Origin of the sequence: Paenibacillus sp. PL91 (assembly GCF_012935325.2) — a bacterium.
Classification (GTDB): domain Bacteria; phylum Bacillota; class Bacilli; order Paenibacillales; family Paenibacillaceae; genus Pristimantibacillus.
This window is the reverse complement of sequence record NZ_JABBYG020000003.1, coordinates 219,499-238,359: the sequence shown is the minus strand read 5'-3', so window position 1 is coordinate 238,359 and position 18,861 is coordinate 219,499. Positions and strand designations below refer to the sequence as shown.

The 18,861-nt window shown below is 47.9% G+C and carries 16 protein-coding genes and 1 riboswitch; of the genes, 10 read left to right on the top strand and 6 right to left on the bottom strand.

What is annotated here, in order from left to right; translation table 11 throughout:
- Positions 1–5 precede the first annotated feature (5 nt).
- Positions 6–1,241, top strand: coding sequence for a cation:proton antiporter (locus tag HI950_RS09760; RefSeq protein ID WP_169083814.1), 1,236 nt, complete (start codon positions 6–8; stop codon positions 1,239–1,241).
- Between the two features lie 31 nt (positions 1,242–1,272).
- Here the strand turns inward: HI950_RS09760 and HI950_RS09755 are convergent, their stop codons facing one another.
- Positions 1,273–2,181, bottom strand: a complete 909-nt coding sequence (locus HI950_RS09755) for a LysR family transcriptional regulator (protein WP_169083815.1) — start codon at positions 2,179–2,181, stop codon at positions 1,273–1,275.
- 306 nt (positions 2,182–2,487) lie between these two features.
- Between HI950_RS09755 and HI950_RS09750 the strand changes: the two genes are divergently transcribed.
- From HI950_RS09750 to sdhB, 3 genes are read left to right on the top strand one after another with little or no spacing between them, the layout of a single operon-like run.
- On the top strand, positions 2,488–3,159 hold the full coding sequence (locus HI950_RS09750; protein ID WP_169083816.1) for a succinate dehydrogenase cytochrome b558 subunit: 672 nt from the start codon (positions 2,488–2,490) through the stop codon (positions 3,157–3,159).
- Positions 3,160–3,183: 24 nt separating this feature from the next.
- On the top strand, positions 3,184–4,941 hold the full coding sequence (sdhA, locus tag HI950_RS09745; protein ID WP_169083817.1) for a succinate dehydrogenase flavoprotein subunit: 1,758 nt from the start codon (positions 3,184–3,186) through the stop codon (positions 4,939–4,941).
- Positions 4,942–4,943: 2 nt separating this feature from the next.
- The gene (sdhB, locus tag HI950_RS09740; protein WP_169083818.1) at positions 4,944–5,708 is read left to right on the top strand and encodes a succinate dehydrogenase iron-sulfur subunit; all 765 of its coding nucleotides are present in this window, start codon (positions 4,944–4,946) and stop codon (positions 5,706–5,708) included.
- A gap of 218 nt (positions 5,709–5,926) precedes the next feature.
- Here sdhB and HI950_RS09735 read toward each other — a convergent pair whose 3' ends face one another.
- The 5 genes from HI950_RS09735 to corA all read right to left on the bottom strand — a co-directional run bounded on the left by HI950_RS09735 (position 5,927) and on the right by corA (position 10,214).
- Positions 5,927–6,235: a winged helix-turn-helix transcriptional regulator gene (locus HI950_RS09735; protein WP_053371996.1), complete on the bottom strand. Its 309-nt coding sequence runs from the start codon at positions 6,233–6,235 to the stop codon at positions 5,927–5,929.
- 144 nt (positions 6,236–6,379) lie between these two features.
- Positions 6,380–7,225: a DMT family transporter gene (locus HI950_RS09730; RefSeq protein ID WP_169083819.1), complete on the bottom strand. Its 846-nt coding sequence runs from the start codon at positions 7,223–7,225 to the stop codon at positions 6,380–6,382.
- 154 nt (positions 7,226–7,379) lie between these two features.
- On the bottom strand, positions 7,380–8,189 hold the full coding sequence (locus HI950_RS09725) for a histidinol-phosphatase (RefSeq protein WP_169083820.1): 810 nt from the start codon (positions 8,187–8,189) through the stop codon (positions 7,380–7,382).
- A 36-nt stretch (positions 8,190–8,225) separates the two neighbouring features.
- Positions 8,226–9,128: a LysR family transcriptional regulator gene (locus tag HI950_RS09720; RefSeq protein WP_169083821.1), complete on the bottom strand. Its 903-nt coding sequence runs from the start codon at positions 9,126–9,128 to the stop codon at positions 8,226–8,228.
- Positions 9,129–9,278: 150 nt separating this feature from the next.
- Entirely contained in the window at positions 9,279–10,214 is a 936-nt protein-coding gene (corA, locus tag HI950_RS09715; protein WP_169083822.1) for a magnesium/cobalt transporter CorA, read from the bottom strand.
- A gap of 310 nt (positions 10,215–10,524) precedes the next feature.
- Positions 10,525–10,631: riboswitch (SAM riboswitch) on the top strand.
- 99 nt (positions 10,632–10,730) lie between these two features.
- Here corA and metA point away from each other — a divergent pair.
- The 6 genes from metA to thrS all read left to right on the top strand — a co-directional run bounded on the left by metA (position 10,731) and on the right by thrS (position 18,847).
- Complete coding sequence (gene metA / locus HI950_RS09710; protein WP_169083823.1) at positions 10,731–11,648, top strand: homoserine O-acetyltransferase MetA; 918 nt, start codon at positions 10,731–10,733, stop codon at positions 11,646–11,648.
- A gap of 27 nt (positions 11,649–11,675) precedes the next feature.
- Positions 11,676–12,839 (top strand): PLP-dependent transferase, encoded by a 1,164-nt coding sequence (locus HI950_RS09705; RefSeq protein ID WP_169083824.1) that lies wholly within the window; start codon positions 11,676–11,678, stop codon positions 12,837–12,839.
- A 3-nt stretch (positions 12,840–12,842) separates the two neighbouring features.
- Complete coding sequence (locus tag HI950_RS09700) at positions 12,843–14,015, top strand: trans-sulfuration enzyme family protein (protein WP_169083825.1); 1,173 nt, start codon at positions 12,843–12,845, stop codon at positions 14,013–14,015.
- A gap of 164 nt (positions 14,016–14,179) precedes the next feature.
- Positions 14,180–15,316 (top strand): cyclic dehypoxanthinyl futalosine synthase, encoded by a 1,137-nt coding sequence (mqnC, locus tag HI950_RS09695; RefSeq protein ID WP_169083826.1) that lies wholly within the window; start codon positions 14,180–14,182, stop codon positions 15,314–15,316.
- Positions 15,317–15,528: 212 nt separating this feature from the next.
- Positions 15,529–16,461, top strand: a complete 933-nt coding sequence (locus HI950_RS09690) for a putative sporulation protein YtxC (RefSeq protein ID WP_169083827.1) — start codon at positions 15,529–15,531, stop codon at positions 16,459–16,461.
- Positions 16,462–16,909: 448 nt separating this feature from the next.
- Complete coding sequence (thrS, locus tag HI950_RS09685; RefSeq protein ID WP_169083828.1) at positions 16,910–18,847, top strand: threonine--tRNA ligase; 1,938 nt, start codon at positions 16,910–16,912, stop codon at positions 18,845–18,847.
- Positions 18,848–18,861: the final 14 nt, after the last annotated feature.

The window sequence follows — 18,861 nt, the reverse complement described above, 5'->3', positions numbered from 1 at the left end:
AGTGAATGCAGGTGGAAACCGCTGCGACACCAATCATACATCACTTGCTTATATTGCTCATTCTTATCGTGATTGCCGGGATGCTGGCTGGCCGTGCTGCCGTTAAGCTGCGTATACCAGATGTTGCTGCATTTATATTGATAGGGCTGCTGCTGGGCCAAGGCTTGCACTGGATCAATGAATCGAGCACCTCATTAATTAATCAGCTTATATTAATAGTAGGCTCCACCGTTATTTTGTTTGATGGAGGACGCAATATCAGTCTGAGAGGGCTGAGCAAAGTCAAGTGGACGGTTGCACTGCTAAGCGTTCCGGGTGTGCTCATAACGGTAGCGATAACGGGTACGGCTATACACTTCATTTTCGGATTGGAATGGCTTTATGCACTGCTTGCCGCATCGGTCATCGCCTCAACGGACCCGGCTTCCATTATACCGGTATTTCGTCAGGTTGCCATTAGAGTGAAGGTACGGGAGACAGTCGAGAGTGAATCGGCCTTCAACGATGCGACAGGCTCCATCATAACTTTTGCTTTAATTGCGGCAATCACCGGCAAATCGGCATTAAAGGCAGGGCCTCTGCTCGGGCAGTTTGCGTATACGGCTCTTGGCGGCATACTGTTAGGCGGATTAATCGGATTAGTTTCGGTGTACGTCGTTGCCCATTTAAAGCTAGGCATATTGAGAGATTATACAACGATAGCGATGCTGGCTTCAGCGTTAGCTGCCTATTTAGTTGGCGATCTATTGCATGTGAGCGGCTTTATGGCGACCTTCGTCGCAGGTCTTATTTGGGGAAATCCTAAACTGTTTCAGCTCAAGATGGAAGAGAAGGAACCGGAAATCGTACACTTCTCTGATAATGTGACTGTCATGCTCCGCATGCTTATTTTCGTCCTACTTGGAAGCCAGGTTGATATGGCGCTATTGCTGGAATACGGTTGGCAAAGCTTTGCAATCGTGATGATACTGATGTTTGTTGCTCGCCCGATCACGGTGCTTGCCTGCAGCTTGCCTGACCGCAAGGCGGGTTGGAAAAAAAATGAGCTCGTATTTATGATGTGGGTAAGGGAAACGGGGGTTATTCCTGCTGTATTATCGGGAATGATCACAAGCGCAGGCATCCAGCATGCCGAAAAAATTGCTTCTATTACATTAATGACCATTCTCATAACGGTTCTGCTCCAAGCCAGCACCACCGCTTTAGTCGCAAAACGGCTGGGGATGGATTCGGAAGCGTAATATTGGAAATGCTGAAGGACAGTAGCCCCATTTATAGGCTGCTGTCCTTTTTGCTTGGAAAACGCGCCGCCAGCTCATTGATCCATAGTCGGACGGAGGGGCTTAGCGCTGCTGAGTCTGCATGAATAAGCGAGGTCGTGCGCTTCGTATCCTCAAGCTCGCGAATAGGGATAATGACAAGCTCATTGTCTTCGAGCAGCTGTTTGCGCATGTACGATTGGGGGAGCAGCGTAGCGGCTCTGCAAGTATGGAGCAAACGCAATATCGCTTCAAAAGAATCAATCTCCATACGCACATCAGGCTGAAGATGATATTTGTCGAAAAGCTCGTCGGTAAGAATTCTGTACCAGGTTCCTTTGGAGAACAAGATCATCGGCATGCCGGTCAAATCTTGAATGCCTAGCGGGCCTTTATCGAGAATGACTTGATTGCGCGGGAGCACAAGCGATAAATGATCCTCAAATAGAGGGATACATCTTAATGTCGAATCCTCGATGCTTGACGCTACGATCCCGATATCGGCTTTATGATCGCGAACGAGCGACACGATTTCATGCGTCTTGCCCGTAATCGCTTTAATGTCGATTTCCGGATGGGTTGACGTTAGCCTTTGAATTAAATCGGGCAGCGTGGTTTGCAGCGTCGTCAGACTCGCGCCAATCGTCAGTGTTGTATGTCCCGTTGAAGTAAACTCGGAGACGGTTTGCAAATATTTGCGGTGAAGCTGCCTAAGCTCCAAGGCATATTCGTAAGTCATTTGCCCGATCCGGGTAAGCTCAAGCCGTTTGCCGATCCGCCGAAATAAAGGAGAGCCTAACTCTTGCTCGAGCTTAGCGATTTTCCGAGAGATGGCAGGCTGGGACAGATTGAGCAAAGCGGAAGCTTTATTCATGCTGGATTGCTCGACTATTACGGTGAAGACATGCATCTCTTCATTCATGAATAGAGCTCCTTATGTCGTTTTGTTATAAGAAATTATAAAAAATAAGCAATTCCATTATAAGCTTAAAAGGAGTAGGATGGGAAGTGTGGCTAATATGTGTCGACTTTTGTTGACGGAGAAACATGCTGGGGTTACAATGTAGAATGATTTGCCAAGCGTAAATAGCTGATGACTGCCCTTTGGCGGCTCAGCGCTTTAGTTTGCGCTGAAATATAAGCAATGTATAAGTGTGAAACGGATACATTCTTATATTTTAACAAAAAGCATGCCAGCACTCACAGTATTGAAAGGAGAAGGAATGACATGAAAGGAAACTCGTATTTCTCGCGCAAGCTTCACTCGCTTCTCGGGATCATTCCGCTCGGCGGTTTTATCGTCGTGCATGGTCTGACCAACTATCAGGCGTTTGAACGCGGACCAGAGGGCTTCGACAAAGGCGTACATTTGATTAACAGTTTGCCAGTGTTGCCGCTGCTCGAGATTTTCGGTATTTACCTCCCGTTGTTATTTCACGGTATTTACGGCTTGTACGTGGCATACCAATCGAACACGAACACGGGACGCTTTAAGTACGGCCGGAACTGGGCGTTTACCGCACAACGGGTTACAGGGGTAATTACCTTTGTATTCGTATTCTGGCACGTATTCCAAACCCGGATTCAAGTTTATCTCGGCAACATCACGCATGAAGAGCTGGGATCTACGATGAATCAAATCGCGAGCAGTCCTGCTTATTTCGTACTTTATGTAATCGGCGTACTTGCAGCGGTATTCCACTTCAGCAATGGCCTTTGGGCGTTTCTGATCAGCTGGGGCATTACGATCGGCCCGAAAGCACAGCGTATCTCTTCCTACATTTGCATGGGCGTTTTTGTAATCGTTTCGGCGTTGTTTATTCTTTCGCTTATCGCGTTCAGCGGCGATGAATTTAAGGAAGCTGCGAGTGCTGCATTGGCACTTACAAATATCGGTTAGTTTGTAGACAAGGAGCGAAGCGTTATGGCTAAAAATAAAATTATCATCGTTGGCGGCGGTCTGGCTGGCTTGATGGCTACCATTAAAGCCGCAGAAGCAGGCGTGCACGTTGATCTGTTCTCACTTGTACCGGTCAAACGTTCCCACTCAGTATGTGCGCAGGGCGGTATTAACGGCGCTGTAAATACGAAAGGGGAAGGCGATTCTCCGTGGGAGCATTTCGACGACACCGTTTATGGTGGAGATTTCCTAGCAAATCAGCCGCCAGTTAAAGCAATGTGCGACGCTGCGCCTGGCATCATTCACCTCATGGACCGGATGGGCGTTATGTTCAGCCGTACGTCAGAGGGCTTGCTCGACTTCCGTCGCTTCGGCGGCACGAAGCATTCCCGTACAGCATTCGCGGGCGCTACGACAGGACAGCAGCTTCTATACGCATTGGACGAGCAAGTTCGCCGGTGGGAAGCAGCAGGTCTAGTCAACAAATACGAGCACTGGGAATTCCTTGGCGCTGTTGTTGACGATGACGGCATTTGCCGCGGCGTATCGGCGCAGGATTTGCGTTCGATGGAAGTGCACACGGTTCGTGCGGATGCGGTTATTCTTGCATCAGGCGGTCCCGGCATTATTTTCGGTAAAACAACGAACTCTGTTATCAACACCGGTACGGCTGCAAGCGCAGTGTATCAGCAGGGCGTTAACTATGCCAATGGCGAATTCATTCAAATTCACCCTACGGCGATTCCGGGCGACGACAAGCTTCGCTTGATGTCAGAATCAGCACGCGGTGAAGGCGGACGGATCTGGACTTACAAAGACGGCAAGCCTTGGTACTTCCTTGAGGAGAAATATCCGGCTTACGGAAATCTCGTGCCTCGTGATATTGCAACGCGTGAAATTTTCAGCGTGTGCGTCGATCAGAAGCTTGGCATCAATCAAGAAAACATGGTTTACCTTGATCTGTCCCATAAAGATCCGAAGGAGCTTGACGTTAAGCTTGGCGGCATCATCGAAATTTATGAGAAGTTCATGGGCGACGACCCGCGCAAAATTCCGATGAAAATTTTCCCGGCGGTTCACTATTCAATGGGCGGCATGTGGGTCGATTACAATCAAATGACGAACATTCCTGGTCTGTTCGCAGCCGGCGAGTGCGAGTATCAATACCATGGCGCGAACCGTCTGGGCGCGAACTCCTTGCTATCCGCCATTTATGGCGGTATGGTTGCTGGACCGAAAGCGGTCGAGTATATCAAAGGCTTGAAGAAATCAGCTGAAGATGTTGCTTCCTCCGTATTCGATCGCGAGAACAAGCGTCAAACGGATAAATACAACAGCATCGTCAATATGAACGGCAACGAGAACGCTTATGTCATTCACAAAGAGCTTGGCGAATGGATGACGAACAACATGACCGTTGTACGCTTTAACGATAAGCTTGAGCAAACGATCCACAAGATCAAAGAGCTGAAGCAGCGTTATGCGAAGATCAACATTAACGATACGGCGCAATGGAACAATGCAGGCGTTGCCTTTACTCGTCAGCTTTGGAACATGCTTGAGCTTTCCGAAGCGATGACGCTGGGCGGATTGCTTCGCAACGAGAGCCGCGGCGCACACTATAAACCAGATTTCCCAGATCGTGACGACGACCATTTCATGAAATCGACGATTGCGAAATGGACGAAGGAAGGTCCGCAAATTTCTTACGAGGACATCGACGTAAGCTTGATCAAGCCTCGTAAACGCGATTACTCGAGCGACAAGAAGAAAGGAGAATAACGATGGCAGGAACGACTGTAGCAACAAAGACGGTTAAGTTTATCATCACACGTCAAGATACTCCTGATTCAAAGCCTTACACGGAAGAGTTCGAAATTCCTTACCGCGCTAATATGAACGTCATTAGCGGATTGATGGAAATTCAACGTAATCCGAAGAAATCCGATGGCGCGAGCACAGCACCTGTATGCTGGGATTCCAACTGCTTGGAAGAAGTATGCGGCGCTTGCTCAATGGTCATCAACGGCAAGCCGCGCCAAGCGTGCAGCGCGCTGATCGATAAGCTGGAGCAGCCGGTTCGTCTTGAGCCGATGAGAACATTCCCGGTTGTCCGTGACCTTGTTATCAACCGCGAGCGCATGTTCGGTGCCTTGAAGAAAGTGAAAGCATGGATTCCGATTGATGGAACCTATGATCTTGGTCCAGGACCGCGCATGGCTGAAACGAAGCGCCAATGGGCATATGAGCTTTCGAAATGTATGACTTGCGGCGTTTGCCTTGAGGCTTGCCCGAACGTTAACGACCGGAACAGCTTTATCGGTCCTGCAGCCATTTCACAGGTTCGCTTGTTTAATGCTCATCCAACGGGTGAGATGAACAAGGAGGAGCGTCTGGATGAGCTAATGACGGATGGCGGTATCGAAGGCTGCGGCAACTCGCAAAACTGTGTTCGCGCATGTCCGAAGGGCATTCCGCTTACGACTTCGATTGCAGCAATCAACAAGGATACAACAAAACATCTGTTCAAAAAATGGCTCGGCATGTAGAGCTGCTTGAATATTGGAAGGAAACCCTCGATTTTATCGGGGGTTTCTTTTTTTATGTGATACTGATTATTATTATCAATGATAGTGGATTGACATTCTGTTGTCAATTATGGATGGAGAGGAATTTATACGGCAATCAGCTCTCAGCTTATGGAACGAGGATTAGCATAGAAAACGGTGCATAAAAATAAAAAAAACCGCCTCAGCGGTTTCTCATCTTACATCCATTGTTCGCCCCATTTTTGAATGGACTCAATGACTGGTTCAAGCTCCCGTCCTTTGCCGGTCAGCTCGTACTCGATGCGTACGGGCATTTCAGGATAGACTTGACGCTTAATAATCGTTATTGTTTCAAGCTCTTTCATCCGGTCCGTTAGCATTTTGTCGCTCATTTCGGGAATTTGTTCTTTAATCTCTTTGAACCGTTTTGGTCCTCCGAGCAATACCCGAATAATTCTGCCCGTCCATTTCTTACCTAAAATGTCGGCTGCGGCTTCATACTTTGGGCACATTGTCGAATAATCCAACCGTATCACCCCGCTTTTTGTAATACTATTGTAGCATATGAACAAACTAAAAGTAAGTTCATTTCAGTGGGAATACGTGTATTTTTGATAATTATATATTTACTATATTAAAGTTAGAAATTGGATGCACAAGCTTTTATGCCCTTATACCCGAATAATGATCAGCCCAAGAATCGTACAGGCAAAGGCCGTCCACTGCACAATGGTAAGCTTTTCTTTGTAAAATAGGATCGCGCCAGCTGCTACGACTAGACTGTTCGTTGCGAAGATCGGCGCGGCCAGATTTGCCTGACCTGTCGCTAAAGCCATCGCATACAGCTGGAGTCCGCCGTATGAGAATAGTCCGGCAATAATCCCGTAATAAAGTCCTGTACGCTCAGCCGAGCGGGCAGCGTTTGCTTTGGCCGGAATAAGAAACCAGCAAAGCGAGAGGAAATAGGCGATTAACAGGATGGGGGCGCTTGGCAGCCCCAGCTCGTCCGTCACCTTCAAGCCGCCGTTTCGCAGCGCAAACATCACGATCGCTGTCCCGACGAGAATGAACCATCTTTTTTCCGTTATCGTGAGCGGCTCTTTCCGTTTGTGGGCGATAAACAGCACGGCGAGCAGAAGCAATGTAATGCCAATCGCCTCTGAGGCGCTAAGCGGCTCCTTATACCACCATGTCCCCAAAGCGATAACCAAGATGATATTCATATTCGTAAGCGGGGAGGTTAGGCTTGCTGGGCCATAGAACAATGCTTTCATAAACAAGGCGTTGCCCCATGCAGAGCCTGCTCCGATAATGATGCCGGCAATCCATACCTTCGGATCGGCAAGGAAAGCAAATGTACCCTCAACCGCTGAATGTACGCCAAAGCCGACCGTTCCCGACGCATATAGCCCAAGCAGCAGCGTTCTGGTTGAGCCTCCGCGCATTTGCGATACCTTCATCCACCAGCCTGCTAGTCCAAACAAGATTGCGCTGCTGATGGCTGTAATGAGCCACATGGATGTTCAACCCCTCAAATTTGTTACACAAATGAAATAGTTCTGTTATCGTCTCATTACATTAGTGGGCTATTATAATAAACAAGACCCCCTTTTTAATATATCCTTTCGGACCTGCAGCGTGCAGGTCCACTTTTTTTGTCTATGGACGTCTTTACAGCGGTACAATGACCTGCTGACGCTTACGATAAAAAACCCATTGCGAGAAGCCGATTTCCTTCAGCCTCTTTTGCACAAGCTCCCATTCATCGCCGACTCTGCTTGGCACATGAGCATCCGATCCAAAGGTCACATTCACACCAAAGTGAAGCGCGCGCTCCAAAATCGCATCCGACGGATACCAGCCGCCAACATCCTTGGTGCCGCCAGACGTATTAATTTCGATGGAAACGCCGCATTCGGCAATCGTCTTAAGAGTATCATCGACCTCTGCAAGCGCAGGAATGTCGGAGAACGCAGGATAATACCCCTTCATAGCATCGATATGTCCCAAAATGTCAAACATCCCGCTGCGAGCAGATTGCTTAATTAGGTCATAATAATCTCTTTTTGTTGCGATATGCTGCTCCTCATTTAAGTGCTTCCAGCGGTTTCGATTAAAAATGCTGACCCCGCTTACTTGATGCACGGAACCGATAAGATAATCGAAAGGCACGCCTTCGTAGGCTTTCCGGTAGCTGTCCGCATATTCGGGGAAAAAATCCGATTCCATGCCAAGCAGCACTTCAATTTTGCCTGCATATTTATCCTTCAACCGCAGTACTTCCTCGACATAGCTGGAGAAATCGCTTCTAGCCATTGCGATGCCGGGAGAGGGCTGATCCTCCGCGTGGTAAAAGTATGGCGAGTGGTCGGAGATGCCGATCACCTGTAGTCCAGCATCTATGCCTGCAAGGATATAATCTTCAATCGTACCATTGGCGTGTCCGCATCTGACATGATGGGTGTGCAAATCGAATTTCATTATCATCTCTCCTTGTCTGTCTGAGGTTGCATGCTATTATTCGCTGCTGATGAATTGATGCTCGGGCATGCCCTTTAAATCGCTAAGAAATTGCTGCAGCGCCGTATTAATATACCGTCCTGATTTGTAGACGACCCCGACGGGATGACTCGTTTCCAGCTCGTTCACCTTAATCATTTTGAGCGTGCCAAGCCGCAGCTCATTGGCAATCGAAAGCTTCGAGACGACGGCTGCGCCCAAATTGATCTCAACCATTCGTTTAACTTCCTCGCTGCTTGAGACCTCCATAACAATATTCGGTTGAATATTGTACTTTCGGAAAATTTGATCGACGAATCTGCGGCCAAGCGTATCGGGTGCAAGCATGATCATCGGGATGTCCTTGAGCGTGTCAACCGTAGTATGCGTCAGCCGGCTCATTGGATGCGTGGGGGACACGACGAGTTCAAACGTATCGTAATAAAGAACGGAGGAAGTAACGTTCGGGTTTTTTTCAGTCAGGTATGTAATACCGATATCAACTGAGCCATTCTCGACGCTGGCCATAACTTGTGATGAGGGCATGGAATGTATGGTTGTTTTTATTAAAGGAAATTGGTTTTGAAAATAAGACATGACTCGCGGTAAAATTTGAATCGCAATCGAAGAAGTTGTCCCAAGCAAAATGTGGCCTTGAGGCGTTAAATTCAAATCGGACAGCTTCTGTTTTAATTCTTCCACAATCGTAAGGATTTTTTCCGCATGCTCCAAAAAAACTTGTCCATGATCAGTTAGTGTAACTGGTTGATTACGGTCGATAAGGACTGTCTTGAACTCATCCTCTAAACTTTTGACTTGCGCCGATACAGCAGGCTGGGTCAAATTCAGCAGCTCGCCAGCCTTTCGGAAGCTCATCGTTTTGGATATCGTAAGGAGTGTTTCAAGCTGGTTCATGTTCACGTCAATCCCCCCTTTCAAAGATACATAAATGCATTTAGGCGTATCCTACTATTATAATGGATAGATGAGGTTACAGCAAAAAAGGCTGCGCTCGCAAAAGGCATAATTGCCAAACGCGTGTGCAGCCTTTACAGCTTTATCGAACAAGCTTTATAGCCATTCCTTCTTGCGGAAGATGAAAAACATGCTTATGCCAAGCAACAGCATAATGCCAAGTAAAATATACGAGCCCATCTGAAGATGGAGGCCAGGAATAAAATCAAAGTTCATTCCATAGATGCCGGTTATGAAAGTAAGCGGCATGAATATTGTCGTTATCGCGGTGAACACGCGCATGATTTCATTGGCGCGGTTCGAGACGCTGGACTGATAGGCTTCTCGTAAGTTGCCCATAAGATCGCGGTACGTATCGAAGGACTCGGCAATTTTTAGCGCATTTTCGTAAATGTCGCTAAAATACTTTTGCAGCTGGTCGTCAATTAGCTTAAGATCCTTCTTATTGAGTGTAGCGATTACGTCACGCTGCGGACCAAGCACCTTCTTAAGCCATAAAATTTCCCCGCGCAAGCCGATGATTTCATTCAGATGCGATTTTTTGGTATGCATCAAAATATCCTCTTCCAGCGTTTCGATACGGGTATCGATGCGATCGCCGACAAGGAAGTAGTTGTCGACAACCATGTCGACAAGGTGGTACAGGAAATAATCTGGACGGCTAACCTCTTGCTCCCATAACACAGGCTTCAAGGAGCGCAGCTCGTTAATTTTTTGCTTCGTTACCGTTATAATAAAATGGCGGCCGAGAAAAATGTTCAGCGCCCTAAGAAAAATCTCTTCATCATCGAATCGAATGCTGTTGATCACAATAAAATAATGGCTCTCGTATATCTCGATCTTCGGACGCTGCTCCTCTTCGCTGAGGCAATCCTCAACGGCCAGATCATGCATGCTGAACAGCGGCTGCAAAACGGCAAGGTCCTCCACATCAGCATCGATCCAGTAAAATCCTTCTTTCGAGGGGATAAGGGTTTCATTAATATCATCAATAGTCGTAAAAATGCCATTGCTAACGAGACGTATTTTCATCCGGAGTCACTCCTTTTAATTCTCTTAGAGGAAACTGCCGGCTGAAATGGACTTGGCCGGCAGTAAACGTATTCGATCGTTTTCAGGCTTTGGTCTGTCGCCTTCCATGTCCGTATGCACCCCTTTATTAATGGAATAAACGAAATAAATTCTTGTCTAGTATACTCCCGCATTAGCTTTACATTCAAGCATTAAAACGACAGATTTTCAGCTAAATTTTTTTGATTATGCCCAGCTGCTTCTTGACGCGATTGACATTTTGCATTAAAGTGAAATTGAATTGATACCGCGAAAAATCGAATAGACTACTTTCTTATCAAGAGCAGGCGGAGGGACTAGCCCGATGAAGCCCGGCAACCGGCGTTTAAATACGCACGGTGCTAATTCTTGCGGAATTTTTTTTCTGAGAGATGAGAGAGGCGGATGGCTTATTTACTGAGCATACGACCTTTTCTCACAGCAGAAAGGGTCTTTTTCTTGTTCAAGCGGTCATACTGCCTAAGAGGAGTGAACAACATGCCTATTAAAGTACCAGACAACTTACCGGCAAAAGAAATTTTAAACAACGAGAACATCTTCGTTATGGATGAGAGCATTGCCTTTCAGCAAGACATTAGGCCGCTGCGTATCGCTATTCTAAACTTAATGCCGACGAAGGAAACGACAGAAACGCAGCTGCTAAGGCTTATCGGGAACACGCCGCTTCAGGTCGAGGTCGTATTGCTGCACCCTAGAACGCATACTTCCAAAAATACATCAGCCGAGCATTTGGAATCCTTTTATAAAACGTTCGATGAGATCTCGCATGAATATTATGACGGACTTATCATTACGGGCGCGCCGGTTGAGCAAATGCCGTTTGAGGAAGTCAACTACTGGGAAGAGCTAAAGGAAATTATGGATTGGAGCGCGACGCGCGTTACATCAACCTTCCATATTTGTTGGGCGGCGCAGGCGGGACTTTATCACCATTACAACGTTCCGAAATACAACCTGGATACCAAAATGTTCGGCGTTTACCCGCACACTGTTGAGAAACGCAATGTTAATCTGCTTCGCGGCTTTGATGAAATGTTCTTTGTTCCGCAATCGCGTCATACGGAAGTTCGCCGCGAGGATATCGAGTCGCTTGAATCACTTGATATTTTATCTGAATCGCCGGATTCCGGCGTGTATCTCGTCGCATCCAAGGATGGCAGGCAAATTTTTGTGACGGGCCATTCCGAATACGATCCGTCATCTCTCAAGTATGAATATGACCGCGACAAAGCCAAAGGGCTGCCGATAGATGTACCTAAAAATTATTTCCCGGGCGATAATCCGGCGAATTTGCCGCTTTCCACTTGGCGCGCGCATGCCAATCTGTTATTTTCTAATTGGCTTAACTATTATGTATACCAGCAAACACCGTTTGACTTGGGTGCAGGCATTTAACAATAGACGAGGGAGTGCTACATTAAGATGAAAATTGAAAGTCATTTGGCTCAGATCGGATCGATTAAAGAGCCTGTAACCGGAGCGATAAGCTTTCCGGTATACCAAGCCACCGCATTCCGCCACCCTAAGCTGGGTCAAAGCACAGGCTTTGATTATGCACGCACCAAGAGCCCGACAAGAGCAGTGCTAGAGGAAGCAGCTGCGCAATTGGAGGCTGGCGATGCGGCTTTTGCCTGTAGCTCCGGCATGGCTGCGCTGCAAACGATTTTTTCCTTGTTCAGCCAAGGCGATCATTTGATCGTATCGCTTGATTTGTACGGAGGCACTTACCGTTTGCTGGAGCGCATTATGTCTAGATTCGGCGTAACGGCTTCGTATGTCGATACGAATGATATCGATGCGATGTCGACATTATGGACGCCGAATACGAAAGCGGTTCTGATCGAGACGCCAACCAACCCGCTCATGATGATTACGGACATCGAGCGAGTAGCAGCATGGGCGAAGTCCAAAGGCTTGCTCACCATCGTCGATAATACGCTTCTAACGCCATTTTTCCAACGTCCGATCGAGCTGGGCGCTGATATTATCATTCATAGCGCGACCAAATATTTGGGCGGCCACAATGACGTGCTAGCTGGTCTTATCGTAACGAAAGGCAAGGAGCTCTCTGATGAAATGGCTTTCTTGCACAATTCTATCGGAGCGGTGCTTGGACCGCAGGATTCATGGCTTCTAATGAGAGGCATGAAAACGCTGGCACTTCGGATGGAGCGCCATCAGTACAACGCCACAACGATTGCGAATTATTTGCTTGAGCACCCTGCAGTTGAGGATGTTTATTATCCGGCGCTGCCGCATCATCCCGGACATGAGATTCAGAACAAGCAGTCTTCCGGCAATACTGGTATTTTCTCCTTCCGCTTGAAGGATGCCCGCTATGTAGAGCCGATTTTGCGCCATATTAAGCTCATTGCCTTTGCTGAAAGCCTTGGCGGGGTGGAGTCCTTAATGACCTATCCAGCGGTTCAGACGCACGCGGATATTCCGCTTGAAATTCGTCAAGCGATCGGCGTCGATGACCGGCTTCTTCGTTTCTCGGTCGGCATCGAGCATGCGGACGATCTGATCAGTGATTTGGAGCAAGCGCTGGCCGCTGCAAAACGCGAAATTGAGGAGGTTCAATAACCGATGAGCAACGACAACAACAAGGTGAAGCCTCAAGATCGCCGTTTTGCAACAAAGCTACTTCATTTCGGCGCAGAGATTGATGAGCATACCGGAGCGTCAAGCGTTCCGATTTACCAAGCATCGACGTTCCATCATCATGATATTTTTAATCCGCCGGATTATGATTACAGCCGCTCCGGCAATCCTACGCGCCAAGCGTTGGAGGATTACATTGCACTGCTTGAAGGTGGCTCACGCGGGTTCGCATTCGCATCAGGCATGGCGGCGATCTCGACGACATTCCTGCTATTATCTGCAGGCGATCATGTTATCGTAACGGAGGATGTTTACGGCGGTACGTATCGCTTGCTTACGACGATTTTGGATCGGCTCGGCATTGAATCCACGTTCGTGGACATGACCGAATTCGAAGCGGTAAAGTCTGCGCTTAAGCCGAATACAAAAGCGGTATTTATGGAGACACCTTCGAATCCAACGCTCAAAATTACGAACATAGCGGAAACGGCCGCTTGGGCGAAGGAGCATGGCTTGCTTACCATGCTGGACAATACGTTTATGACACCTTATCATCAACGTCCAATCGAGCTAGGCGTCGATATCGTGCTTCACAGTGCAACTAAATTTTTGAGCGGCCATAGCGACGTGCTGGCAGGTCTTGCGGTTACGGCAGATGAAGGTCTCGGCAAACGCTTGAAACAGCTTCAAAACGGCATGGGAACCGTATTGAGCCCGCAGGAGTCTTGGCTGCTGATGCGCGGCATGAAGACGCTAAAGGCTCGGATGGAGCATAGCGAGCGGAGCACGCGGAGACTTGCTGAATGGCTGTCTGAACATAAGGAAGTAACGGCTGTTTACTATCCTGGATTAGATGATCACCCGGGCAGGGAAATACATGAGAAGCAATCGCTTGGTTACGGCGCAGTCGTATCCTTCGATGTAGGCAGCGGAGAGCGCGCTAAATCGCTTCTGAGCAAGGTGCAAATTCCTTTGGTTGCCGTAAGCTTAGGCGCGGTAGAGAGCATTTTATCCTACCCTGCGATGATGTCGCATGCGGCTATGCCGAGAGAAGTGCGCCATGCTCGAGGGATAACGGACGGATTGGTTCGTTATTCGGTTGGTCTTGAGGATATCGAGGATTTAATCGAGGATTTGGATCAGGCACTTCGCACCTAAATAGGACGAAATGAAAGAAAAGCACGGTTGTTCTAACGGACACGCCGTGTTTTTCCTCATTTCAGGCTTTAAGGGCATCATACGGCAAGTGACTTGGCATATAGATATATGTTAGGATTAAGTGATTGTTGTCTACTAGAACGGAACTAAGGAGGTCTTGCGGAATGGGAACGTTAGACCATATATTGGATAAAGCATTGCGCGGCGAGCGAATTGAGCTCGAAGAAGGCATGGAGCTGCTGGCTTCAGATCAGATCGAGAAAATGGGACATGTAGCGAATCAGATCATGCTGAGGCATCATCCAGAACCGATAACAACTTTTGTTGTAGGTCGAAATGTTAACTATACGAATGTATGTGATGTTTATTGTCGCTTTTGCGCGTTTTATCGCGCCCCAGGCTCAAAGGAAGGCTATGTGCTGCCTGATGAGACGATTTTGAGCAAAATTCAAGAGACTGTTAACGTTGGCGGTACCGAAATATTGATGCAGGGCGGTACGAATCCGGATTTGCCGTTTACGTATTATTTGGATCTGCTCCGCAAAATTAAACAGCAATTCCCGAGCATCACGATGCACTCCTTCTCGCCTGCTGAAATTCAGAAGATGAAGGTTGTCTCGGATGGTCTTTCACTTGATGAAGTCATCAGGCAGCTCCATGAAGCGGGACTCGATTCCTTGCCAGGCGGCGGTGCCGAAATTTTGGATGACCGCACGCGACGCAAGATCAGCCGGATGAAGGGCTCTTGGACGGATTGGATGGACGTAATGAAGTCAGCCCACCGTCATGGGATGAACACAACGGCGACGATGGTATATGGACTCGGCGAGACGGTCGAGGAGCGTGCGCTGCATATGCTTCGTATCCGCGACGCTCAAGACGAATGTATCCCGAACAAATACGATTCAACAGGTTTCTTGGCGTTTATTTCTTGGCCGTTCCAGCCAGATAATACGAATCTTAAGCTGGAGAAGGCAAAACCGGAAGAATATCTTCGCATCGTTGCAGCTAGCCGCATTATGCTTGATAACATTCCTAACTTCCAATCGTCTTGGGTGACGATGGGGCCAGAGATGGGTAAGCTTTCGCTATCTTATGGCTGCAACGACTTCGGCAGCACGATGATTGAAGAAAATGTCGTTTCGGCAGCAGGCACAACACATAAAGTCAACATCGAACTCATTCTTCAGCTCATTCGCGAATGCGGCAAGATCCCGGCTCAACGGGATACCAAATATAATATTTTGAAAATGTACCATGAAACAGACAAAGCTGATCTTGATTTTGTGATGCAAAATTAGTATTTGCTTGCAGCAGATGCTGAAATTAATACGTAACTATAATAAACGTCCGCAGTCCGTTCTTCTCCAGCAGAGGAACGTTCGGCAGACGTTTTTTTGTTTGGCCTGCGTCCATCCTGCGTCGAGACTTGATTCCCTTACATTCCAATGTCTTCATCGTATATCCCCGAACACGGCACCATATACTGATAAGGAAGGAAAGGGGTGAGCCTATGGAGCTATTTACAATTTCTTTGCCTACAAGCCTCCAAAAGTCGATGAATAAACTTTCGAATTTGTTGAAGGAACAAGTGCTCGACGATTTACATATTGGCTCAAAAGAAGCGCGGCAAGCCATTGTAGAATTTCTGCCGATATCTGACCAGGCTATTTGTTGCCAAGCGATAATGCCGCATTTTCAACTTAAAGAGCATGGCTCTGCTGTCTATCATGCAGCGGCGACAGCTATTGCAGAATTTGTGGTAAGTGAGCTTGAGCCAAGCATGCTGTCAACTATTATTCGCAGAAAGTATCGAAATAGCCATTCGGCCGATGCTGCTGCGCTTGAGCGATATTGTCATGATCTTCTTCACGGCAAAGAGTGGGATAGCCTTGGCACTAAATTTCTGGATGCAGATCGGTTAAGGCGCAAAAGCAAAGTAACGACTGAGGTTGAACAGTTTTTGCAGGATAATACGGAGCTTAACGTGGCTGGCTTTACAACCTTTCGGTTAAAGCCCTATCGAAAGGAATTAGCTGAAGTCGTTGAATACGCATTGGACGAATATGTACTCGACAAACAATATCAGGAGTTTATATCCCTGTTAAAATATTTTGTTTTTCTTCAGGATACGAAGCTGCCGATGGTTCATTTGCTGCATAAGGGCGGGCATGACTTCATTCTCTATGATGAAAGCTTTCAGCTGCTTGACCCGAACCCGCCAACAGATCGGATCGTAGCGGAAATGCTGGAAACCGAAATGAACATCGAGGATATGGTTATCAGCTCGCTAATATCGGTATCGCCAAAGCATATCACGATTCATACGAGGCAGCCCGATATGCAGGTCATTCGAACGATCGAAACGATTTTTGACCAACGGGTAACGGTATGCGTACAATGTGCGTCCTGCAGCAGCAGCCTTGATGAGCTCGTTCAGCCGTAGGAAAATAAGTACAGCTGGAGTAATAGCCTTGACCAATTGCGTAAGTCAAGCTATAATGACAGTCATATACGTTCTAATCGGCAATGATAAAGACATGTATCTGCTTACGATGTTTGGCTCAGAGAGAGGAAACTAGGCTGCAATTTCCTTCCATAATGTCCGCAGATGTACCCCTTTTTAGCTGTATGGCCTAACCTGTAGCTGCTCATCATGAAGCAATGCTATAGCAGTAAGCTGTACCGGAATTCTCCGTTACCAGATAATACGAGGACTGCAAGCCATACGTCAGACGTGCTGGCACAGTCGAAGTAGGGTGGAACCACGAGCACACAAGCACTCGTCCCTTTTTAGGGATGCGTGCTTTTTTGTGCTCTTTTTTGCTTGGAATGGAGTAAATAATGGAACAATGAAGCAATTTGCTTACAGACAAACTGGAGGATGAACGAAAATGGCCATTCAAGTTACTTTGCCGGACGGCGCAGTAAGAGAATATGCTGCTGGCACTACGATTGAAGAAGTTGCGGGCTCGATTAGCTCGGGACTTAGAAAGAATGCGATTGCTGGTAAAATCGACGGTAAAGTAGTCGATGTCTATACGCCAATCGAGGCGGATGCGGCTGTTGAGATCGTTACGGTTGAATCGGCGGACGGGCTTGAGGTATACCGCCACAGTACCGCTCACTTGCTCGCACAAGCTATCAAGCGCATATACGGAAATGCAAATGTGAAGCTTGGAATCGGTCCCGTGATCGAGGACGGCTTCTACTACGATATCGATATGGAACAGTCCTTGACGCCTGAGGATCTTGTTAAGATCGAGAAGGAAATGGAGAAGATCGTTCAGCAAAACTTAGATATTCGCCGCCGCGTCGTTAGCAGAGACGATGCATTGGCGATTTTCACGGAGCTTGATGACAATCTTAAGCTTGAGCTAATTCGTGATTTGCCTGCTGATTCCGTCATTACAATGTATGACCAAGGCGAGTTCTTTGACCTATGCCGCGGACCTCATCTTCCGTCAACTGGCCGCATTAAAGCCTTCAAGCTGCTAAGCGTGGCTGGTGCTTACTGGCGCGGTGATTCTAAAAACAAAATGCTACAGCGCATATACGGAACAGCTTTTCCGAAAAAAGCGCAGCTGGATGAGCATCTTCATTTCCTGGAGGAAGCGAAGAAGCGCGATCACCGCAAGCTCGGCCGCGAGCTGAAAATGTTCACATTCTCGCGTGAGGTTGGCCAAGGCTTGCCGCTATGGCTTCCAAATGGCGCGAAGCTTCGCAGAACGATGGAGCGTTATATCGTCGATCTTGAGGAAAGACTAGGCTACGAGCATGTTTACACGCCGGTGCTTGCCAACGTTGAGCTTTACAAAACCTCTGGCCACTGGGAGCACTATAGCGAGGATATGTTCCCGAAAATGATTATGGACAACGAGGAGCTCGTTCTTCGCCCAATGAACTGTCCGCATCATATGATGGTGTTCAAGAGCGACATGCGCAGCTACCGTGATCTTCCTGTTCGGATTGCCGAGCTTGGCACGATGCACCGTTATGAGATGTCGGGCGCGCTCACTGGTTTGCACCGCGTACGCGCGATGACGCTCAATGATGCCCATATTTTCTGCCGCCCTGATCAAATTAAAGAAGAGTTCGCGCGCGTCGTTAATTTGATTCGCAAGGTGTATGAGGACTTCGGCATCAAGGAATACCGTTTCCGCTTGTCCTACCGCGATCCTAAGGATACCGAAAAGTATTTCCAAAATGATGAAATGTGGGAAATGTCGCAGCGCATGCTCCGCGAGGTAGTCGAGGAGCTTGAGCTTCCGTTCTTCGAGGCTGAAGGCGAGGCGGCTTTCTACGGTCCTAAGCTTGACGTGCAAATCAAAACAGCGCTGGGCAAAGAAGAGACGCTGTCAACAGCACAGCTTGATTTCTTGCTTCCTGAGCGCTTTGAGCTTGAATATGTCGGCGAGGATGGCAAAAAACACCGTCCGGTCGTTATTCACCGCGGAATCATTAGCACAATGGAGAGAATGACTGCGTTCTTGCTTGAAAACTTTGCAGGCGCTCTTCCGCTATGGCTGTCGCCGGTTCAAGCGAAGGTCATTCCGGTATCGACTGCTTATGAGGGCTATGCGCGCAAGGTGGCTGAGCAGCTGCAAGCAAGCGGCGTTCGCGTTGAAAGCGACCTGCGAAATGAGAAGCTTGGCTACAAAATCCGCGAGGCGCAGCTTGAAAAAGCGCCTTACATGCTGGTCGTAGGCGAGAATGAAATGCAAGCGGAGGCGGTTTCCGTGCGTAAGCGCGGCGAGGGCGACCTTGGTTCAATGCCTCTTGCAGAGCTGATTGCACTGCTCCAAAAGCAAATCGCAGATAAAGAACAATAATAAATGGCGCATAA

What these genes read in the sequence shown, in the direction of transcription:
- metA (WP_169083823.1), top strand. Translation starts at nt 10,731, where the DNA reads ATGCCTATTAAAGTACCAGACAACTTACCGGCAAAAGAAATTTTAAAC.
- mqnC (WP_169083826.1), top strand. Translation starts at nt 14,180, where the DNA reads ATGGGAACGTTAGACCATATATTGGATAAAGCATTGCGCGGCGAGCGA.
- HI950_RS09705 (WP_169083824.1), top strand. Translation starts at nt 11,676, where the DNA reads ATGAAAATTGAAAGTCATTTGGCTCAGATCGGATCGATTAAAGAGCCT.
- HI950_RS09730 (WP_169083819.1), bottom strand. Translation starts at nt 7,225, where the DNA reads ATGTGGCTCATTACAGCCATCAGCAGCGCAATCTTGTTTGGACTAGCA.
- HI950_RS09755 (WP_169083815.1), bottom strand. Translation starts at nt 2,181, where the DNA reads ATGAATGAAGAGATGCATGTCTTCACCGTAATAGTCGAGCAATCCAGC.
- HI950_RS09760 (WP_169083814.1), top strand. Translation starts at nt 6, where the DNA reads ATGCAGGTGGAAACCGCTGCGACACCAATCATACATCACTTGCTTATA.
- HI950_RS09700 (WP_169083825.1), top strand. Translation starts at nt 12,843, where the DNA reads ATGAGCAACGACAACAACAAGGTGAAGCCTCAAGATCGCCGTTTTGCA.
- thrS (WP_169083828.1), top strand. Translation starts at nt 16,910, where the DNA reads ATGGCCATTCAAGTTACTTTGCCGGACGGCGCAGTAAGAGAATATGCT.
- sdhB (WP_169083818.1), top strand. Translation starts at nt 4,944, where the DNA reads ATGGCAGGAACGACTGTAGCAACAAAGACGGTTAAGTTTATCATCACA.
- HI950_RS09690 (WP_169083827.1), top strand. Translation starts at nt 15,529, where the DNA reads ATGGAGCTATTTACAATTTCTTTGCCTACAAGCCTCCAAAAGTCGATG.
- sdhA (WP_169083817.1), top strand. Translation starts at nt 3,184, where the DNA reads ATGGCTAAAAATAAAATTATCATCGTTGGCGGCGGTCTGGCTGGCTTG.
- HI950_RS09725 (WP_169083820.1), bottom strand. Translation starts at nt 8,189, where the DNA reads ATGAAATTCGATTTGCACACCCATCATGTCAGATGCGGACACGCCAAT.
- corA (WP_169083822.1), bottom strand. Translation starts at nt 10,214, where the DNA reads ATGAAAATACGTCTCGTTAGCAATGGCATTTTTACGACTATTGATGAT.
- HI950_RS09750 (WP_169083816.1), top strand. Translation starts at nt 2,488, where the DNA reads ATGAAAGGAAACTCGTATTTCTCGCGCAAGCTTCACTCGCTTCTCGGG.